Here is a 7,044-nt window from a genome sequence, read left to right on the forward strand (position 1 = left end):
CCGTTCCGCTACGCCGAACGGTGATGACGGTCAACCACCCTTCCGGGGTGACTTCCCGTATTCGAGCACTACCGTTCACTCGTTCGTGGAAGGCTCAACTCCTGTGTGTATACAGGCAGTTGAGCCCTCCACGTGGCGATCTCGTGCAGACTCTGTGCCGCTGCCGCTGCCGCTGCCGCTGCCGCTGCCGCTGCCGCTGCCCGCTGTGCCGCGTCAGGCCGTGGGGCGCGAGCGTAGCCCCTCGAGCAGGATGTCGAGCAGTCGCGAGGACGCCGCCGCCTGCTGCGCCGCGTCCGGCAGCGAAGGCGCCGCCGTGGCTATCACCAGGAGCACGTCCGACACGGTCACGTCGGCGCGCAGTTCGCCCGCCGCACGCGCCCGCTCCACGAGACGCCCGACGACGTCCAGGAGCGCGACCGCCCCGGGGTCGTCGGCCGCCGACTCCTCGGCCGGGGCCGAGCGCTGCTCGACGAGCCGCAGTTCCGGACCGTCCCCTGCCGCCTGCCGTTGCTGCGGCACGCGTGCCTCGTCGTCCCGTGCGCCCGCGACCTCGTCCGCGACGCCCACCCGCAGCACCTGCGGCGGCAGGAGCCGCCCCGCGCCGGACGCGACGGACGTCCGCAGGAAGCGCGAGAGCGCCGACCACGGTTCGTCCTCCTGCCCGAGCGCCGAACGCGCCTGGTCGGTCAGCCGGGAGGTCTCCTCCTCGGCTATGCGCCGCACCAGCACGTCCTTGCTGGGGAAGCGGCGGTAGACCGTGCCGACGCCGACCCGTGCGCGCCGGGCCACGTCTTCCATCGGCGCGCCGTAACCCAGCTCGCCGAAGACCTCGCGCGCCGCGCGAAGAACGTGCTCGAGATTGCGCTGTGCGTCCACTCGCAGCGGCGTCGAACGCGGTCCGTCCCCCATGTCGCGTCCGTTCCCGCTGGTGGCGACGGCTGACGCCGACGCCATGCTCGAAGTCCAGTGAGATTCCTGAATATGCATACGCGTTCCCCCGGTAATGACGTCTCCCCCCGGAGACACTCCCCGTCATTGACACCCGGAGCGTGAGGAGTGAGCCCGATACCCGAGCCCCCCGTAGCTGGACCCGACGAGCGCATCCCCCGACACCCCGACGACACACGAACATAGTTGAGCCAGAGTCAATTCAGAAGGGGTGGGTTCCGCACGGACCGCCCCCCGATCGGAGTACGCACCGATTCCGACCCGATTGCACCCTCTTGCCTTCGCCCTCTTCCCCGCGCTGACCTGCGGACCTTTCCCTCGCACCGGCGAGGCCCCGACGGCGCGTCGCAGACCGCGACCGGTCACACAAATTGTCGAGCCTGTGGACAAACGCAAGAGCTGGGTGCGTCATGGGATGGTGAAGGAACCTGTGCGCATTCTCGTTGTGGGCGGCGGATACGTCGGCATGTACACCGCGCTGCGCCTCCAGCGGAAGCTGAAGCCGGAGCTGAAGCGGGGCGAGGCGGAGATCGTGGTGGTGACGCCCGATCCCTATATGACCTACCAGCCGTTCCTGCCCGAAGCCGCGGCCGGCTCCATCTCGCCGCGGCACGTCGTGGTCCCGCTCCGCCGCGTCCTGGACAGATGCCGGATCGTCATCGGCCAGATCGAGACGGTCGACCACGCCAAGCGCACGGCCTCCTTCACCACGCTCGCCACCGCGGACGAGGGTTCGGGCGCCGTCGAGATCACGTACGACGAGATCGTCCTGGCCCCGGGGTCCATCTCGCGCACCCTGCCGGTGCCCGGCCTGGCCGAGCACGGGGTCGGCTTCAAGACCGTCGAAGAGGCCATCGGCCTGCGCAATCACGTCATCGAACAGATGGACATCGCTTCCTCGACACGCGACCCCGCGATCCGTGACGCGGCCCTCACCTTCGTCTTCGTGGGCGGTGGTTACGCGGGGGTCGAGGCGCTCGGCGAGCTGGAGGACATGGCCCGCTACGCCGCGCGGTACTACCACAACGTCAAGGCCGAGGACATGAAATGGATCCTCGTCGAGGCCTCCGGGCGGATCCTTCCCGAGGTCGGCGAGGAGATGGGCAAGTACACGGTCCGTGAGCTGCGGCGCCGCAACATCGACGTACGCCTGGAGACCCGTCTCGACTCGTGCGAGGACCGGGTCGCCGTCCTGAGCGACGGCTCGCGCTTCCCCACCCGTACGGTCGTGTGGACCGCGGGCGTCAAACCGCACCCGGTGCTCGCCGCGACGGACCTGCCGCTGAACGAACGCGGTCGCCTCGACTGCACCGCGAAGCTGACGGTGAACGGAGCCCCGCACGCGTGGGGCGCGGGAGACGCGGCGGCCGTCCCCGACGTCACCTCGGACGAGCCCGGCAAGGAGTGCGCCCCCAACGCCCAGCATGCGGTGCGCCAGGCCAGGACACTCGGCGACAACATCGCCGCTTCCCTGCGCGAACAGCCCCTCAAGGAGTACACGCACAAGTACGTGGGCTCGGTCGCGTCCCTGGGGCTGCACAAGGGTGTCGCACATGTCTATGGGCGGAAGCTGAAGGGCTACCCTGCCTGGTTCATGCACCGCGTCTACCACCTGAGCCGCGTGCCCACCGTCAACCGCAAGTCCCGGGTGCTCGCCGAATGGACCCTGTCCGGCCTGTTCAAACGCGAGATCGTCTCCCTGGGGTCGCTCGAACACCCACGTGCGGAGTTCGAACTCGCGGCCGGGGGCAGAAGCCCGAAGGAGTCCTCCTGACCGGAGGCAGGAACTCCCCGCACGACACCGGCGTCTGACGGATGTCAGTCCGGTCGGCCAGACTGTTCGTGTGACCATGGGCGGGCCAGGACCGCCGGAATCCCCCGCCCGATCCAGAAGCGACATCACGAGGCCTACCGCAGTGAACTTCACGCGCTGGAGCGCCCGGCTCCCCGGAACGCAGCGCCGCGCCGCGGCGCGCACCGACCTGGGGGTCTCCCCGCCACAGCGAGCAGAAAGCTCCGTCCCCGCGGCCCGTGCCGAGGAAGGACAGGAAGGCACCGTCCTCGCCCCCGCTGCCGCGGGCGTGGACGAGCTGCCGACCCGTGAGGTGCTCGACCGCATTCCGGCCCTCGTCGCCCTGGTGCACGGCCCCGACCACCGCATCGCGTACGTCAACGGGGCGTACGCCACCGCATTCGGCGAGCGCCCCGTGGGCGAACCGGCCCGCGACGCGCTGCCCGAGCTGGAAGAGCTCGGCCTGCTGCCGCTCCTCGACCAGGTCCTGCGCAGCTCGAAGCCGCGCACGGTCAAGTCCCGCAAGGCGGCGGGCGGCCGGTCGTACACCTTCACCTGCACCCCCGTGACGCTCTCCGTGAGCGGCTCCGACGTGGGGCTCAAGGATGACGGCGTCCTCGTCTTCGCCGCCGACGTCACCGACCACGCGGAGGCCGCCGAGCGCCTGCGGGCCAGCGAGCGCACCCAGCGCGAGACGGCCGTCACCCTGCAACGCTCGCTGCTTCCCCAGGAGTTGGAGCAGCCCGACGACCTGCGCATCGCCGCCACGTACCAACCGGGCGGCACGGAGGCCGCGGTCGGCGGCGACTGGTACGACGTGATCACCCTCGGCGGCGGCCGCACCGCCCTGGTCATCGGCGACGTCATGGGCCGCGGTGTCCGCGCGGCGGCCGTCATGGGCCAGCTCCGCACCGCCGTGCGCGCGTACGCCCGCCTCGACCTGCCCCCGCACGAGGTCCTGCAGCTCCTGGACGGCCTCGCCGCGGAGATCGACGCCAGCCAGATCGCCACCATGGTCTACGCCGTGCACGACCCGAACGAAGGCTGCCTGGTGTACGCCTCCGCCGGGCACCTGCCGATTCTCGTGCGGGACGAGGGCGGCACGATCCACCGGGCGGAGGAGCCCACGGGCCCACCCCTCGGTACGGGCGGCTGGCTGCACACCTCGGGATCGGTCCCGCTCGGCCCCGGGTCGACCGCCGTCCTCTACACGGACGGGCTGGTCGAGCGGCGCAGAGAGGACATCGACGAAGGCGTCGCGTCCCTGGAGCGCGCCCTCGCGGGAGCCACCGGCACACCCCAGGTGGTGTGCGACCGGCTGATCCGCGCCCTGGGGGTGACGGCCGATCACGACGACGACGTGGCGGTCCTCGTCCTCCAGCAGCCGGCACGCACCGGCCTGGACGCGGAACTGTTCCGCAACGCCGCCCTGGAGCTGCTCGGCGGGGTGGAGGCGGCGCCACGCGCGCGTGCCTTCGCCACCGGTGTCCTCGCCAGCTGGCGCTTCTCGCCCGAACTGCACGACCTGGGAGTCCTCGCGGCCAGCGAGCTGGTCGCCAACTCCCTCCAGCACGGCACCCCGCCGATGCGCCTGCGGCTGCGCCGCACGGACCGCCGACTGATCATCGAGGTCACGGACGGCGACGACCACCTGCCCAGGCGCCGCCGTGCCGAGCCCGCGGACGAGGCGGGACGTGGCATCGCCATCGTCGCCACGATCGCCTCGAACTGGGGCTCGCGGCGGACACCGGGCGGCGGCAAGGCGGTGTGGTGCGAATTCGCCCTGCCGCGCCCGTAGCGCCCGTGCGTAGTGCCCGTGCCTAGTGGCTAGGAGCTTGCGGGCAGGGACTCCACGGACTCGGGGGCGCCCTGGGCGACCACCCGGCTCTTCGCCGCGTACGGCTGGTTCTGCAGCGGCGTGAGCTGCCGCCCCAGTCGTACGGCGAGGACGGTGATGCCGAGCGAGAACAGCAGGAACGTCACGATGTACGGCCCGTGCAGCGCGGCCCCCATCGGGCCGCCGACCGCGGGACCGACCGCGAGCGCCAGCTGCTTCACCAGGGCGAAGGCCGAGTTGTACTGACCGACCATCCCGGCCGGCGCCAGGTCGGCGACCAGCGGCGCGACGGTCGGCGCCAGCATCGCCTCACCGAGCCCGAAGAGCGCGTACGTGGAGATGAACGCGGCGGTGGCCATGGCCTGGCTGCCGTGCCCGAGCCCGGCGTAACCGGCCGCGATCCACGCGACGGCCCAGATCAGACCGACGGCGGCGATCACCCGGGACCGCTTGCGCCGCTCGACGAACTTCAGGACGGCGAACTGCGCGATGACGATCACGGCCGTGTTGGCGGCGAGCGCGATGCCCAGCGTCGATGGCGAGATCCCGGCCGCCTCCACGCCGTACGCGGAGAGCCCCGACTCGAACTGTCCGTAGCAGGCGAAGAAGAGCACGAACCCGAGCACGCAGAGCTGGACCATCGCCTTGTGCCGAAGCAGCGCCCGCAGCCCGCCCCGGGGCGCGGACCCGTCCTTGGGCACGGCGTCCTGAATGGAGGGCGCGTGCGGAAGGCGCACGGAGACGGCGATCGCGGCGAGCACCAGGAACATCCCGGCCTCGATGGAGAACAGCGTCGTGAAGCTGCTGGGGTCGTGCTCGTCGACGATCTGCCCGCCGATGAGGCCACCGACGCCGAGGCCCAGGTTCTGCAGGAAGAACTGCATCGCGAAGGCACGGGTGCGCGTGGTGGGCGTCGAGCACCAGACGATCATCGTGGCGAGCGCCGGCTGCATGACCGCGCTGCCCGCACCGAGGAGGGCCGCCGAGACGATCGCCGTCGGCTCACTGTTCGCGAAGCCCAGGGCGAGGGCACCCACCGAGGCGGTCAGCGCGGCCCCCATGAGTACGGGGAGCGGGCCGCGACGGTCGATGACGCGGCCGGTGACGGGCAGGACGATCAGCGCGGCCATGGCAAAGGCGGCGAGCACGATGCCCGCCGTACCGGCCCCGAGATCCCGCACCTGCGCCACGTAGACGTAGAGGAACGGAACCGTGAACCCGACACCAAACGCGCTCAGCGCGCTGCCTGCCTGAATACGACGCATCGCTGCGCCCATCGCCCTGGTCACTTTCACCTGCCTTAGGAGTTAGACGTGAAGACTTCGAAGCTAAAGTTAGAGCCTAAACAATACACCTAGAAGAACTTCAATGCCAAGTGAGGGCGTGCCATACTGCGGCCATGGGTGACACTCCCGGCCCCAGTGAGCCGACTCTCGAAGAGCAGATCGCCGCCTACCAGCGGGAGTTCCAGGACCTCGACCCCCAGGTCGAGGAGATCGTCTCGGCCCTCGGCCGCCTCAACCGGCGGATGAGCGTCGCCTACGGCCGCCAGACCGCGACCCTCGGCATCAGCAACGCCGAGTGGGAGGTCCTCAAGGCGCTCGTCCTCTCCGGTGCCCCGTACCAAATGGGCCCCGGCGAGCTGGCCAAGCGCCTCGGCCTCACGCCGGCGGCGATGACCCACCGCATCGACCGCATGGTGGCGGAGGGGCTGGTGACGCGGGACCGCGACGAGTCCAACCGCGTACGCGTGATCGTCGAGCTCACCGTGGAGGGCCGCGAGAAGTGGCTGGAGGCGATGCGCCTCGCGACGGTGTTCGAAGAGGACCTCCTCCAGGACCTGTCCCAGGAGGAGCGCGGGGCACTGGGAGAGGTACTGACTCGTCTCCTGCGCCGGGTCGAGGACGCCCAGCCGGACGCGGGCGGACGCCTCACGGACCTGGACTGAGCGGCCGTACAGAGACGTAGCGAGCGCTCGACCTCCGGTGTTTGACAGTCACCCGGCCGATCCGTAAGGTTCTTCGGGTTGCCACGGAGCCGTAACGGTTCTGCGACAGCACCTCCCGCCGCTGAGACGCGGCAAAACAAACTCTGCACGACATCCCACCGGGAACGATTTCGGCATGTCCGAATTCAATTCCACGGCTCGATTATGAGCCGCCGGGAAAACCCGCTAGAGTTTGAGACGTCGGAACGGCCCAACAGCCGGGAAGGCAAGCCCACTGACTGGGAATCAGGCCCGAAAGGATCTGATAGAGTCGGACTCGCCGGAAAGGGAAACGCGAAAGCCGAAAGGCTGGAGCGGGAACCGGAAAGGCGCCGAGGAAATCGGACACTAAAGAGTCTGATAGAGTCGGAAACGCAAGACAGCAAGACAAAAGAAACACCGAAGGGAAGCGCCCGGAGGAAAGCCCGAGAGGGTGAGTACAAAGGAAGCGTCCGTTCCTTGAGAACTCAACAGCGTGCC

Annotated in this window: 5 protein-coding genes; 3 read left to right on the forward strand and 2 right to left on the reverse strand. The window is 69.9% G+C overall.

What is annotated here, in order from left to right; genetic code table 11:
- Positions 1 to 213 precede the first annotated feature (213 nt).
- Entirely contained in the window at positions 214 to 987 is a 774-nt protein-coding gene (locus AB0I94_RS18270; RefSeq protein WP_363310568.1) for a helix-turn-helix domain-containing protein, read from the reverse strand.
- A gap of 376 nt (positions 988 to 1,363) precedes the next feature.
- On the opposite strand from AB0I94_RS18270, the gene AB0I94_RS18275 reads away from it, so the two are divergent.
- Positions 1,364 to 2,722, forward strand: a complete 1,359-nt coding sequence (locus AB0I94_RS18275) for an NAD(P)/FAD-dependent oxidoreductase (RefSeq protein ID WP_363310569.1) — start codon at positions 1,364 to 1,366, stop codon at positions 2,720 to 2,722.
- Positions 2,723 to 2,864: 142 nt separating this feature from the next.
- Complete coding sequence (locus AB0I94_RS18280) at positions 2,865 to 4,538, forward strand: SpoIIE family protein phosphatase (protein ID WP_363310570.1); 1,674 nt, start codon at positions 2,865 to 2,867, stop codon at positions 4,536 to 4,538.
- 29 nt (positions 4,539 to 4,567) lie between these two features.
- On the opposite strand, the gene AB0I94_RS18285 is transcribed toward AB0I94_RS18280, so the two are convergent.
- Positions 4,568 to 5,854 (reverse strand): MFS transporter, encoded by a 1,287-nt coding sequence (locus tag AB0I94_RS18285; protein ID WP_363310571.1) that lies wholly within the window; start codon positions 5,852 to 5,854, stop codon positions 4,568 to 4,570.
- A gap of 122 nt (positions 5,855 to 5,976) precedes the next feature.
- On the opposite strand from AB0I94_RS18285, the gene AB0I94_RS18290 reads away from it, so the two are divergent.
- Positions 5,977 to 6,525 carry a MarR family transcriptional regulator gene (locus AB0I94_RS18290; RefSeq protein ID WP_363310572.1) on the forward strand — a complete coding sequence of 183 codons (549 nt, stop codon included), beginning with the start codon at positions 5,977 to 5,979 and terminating at the stop codon, positions 6,523 to 6,525.
- The last annotated feature ends 519 nt before the right edge of the window (positions 6,526 to 7,044 follow it).

Source organism: Streptomyces sp. NPDC050147 (assembly GCF_040660195.1).
In the GTDB taxonomy this organism is placed as follows: Bacteria; Actinomycetota; Actinomycetes; order Streptomycetales; family Streptomycetaceae; genus Streptomyces.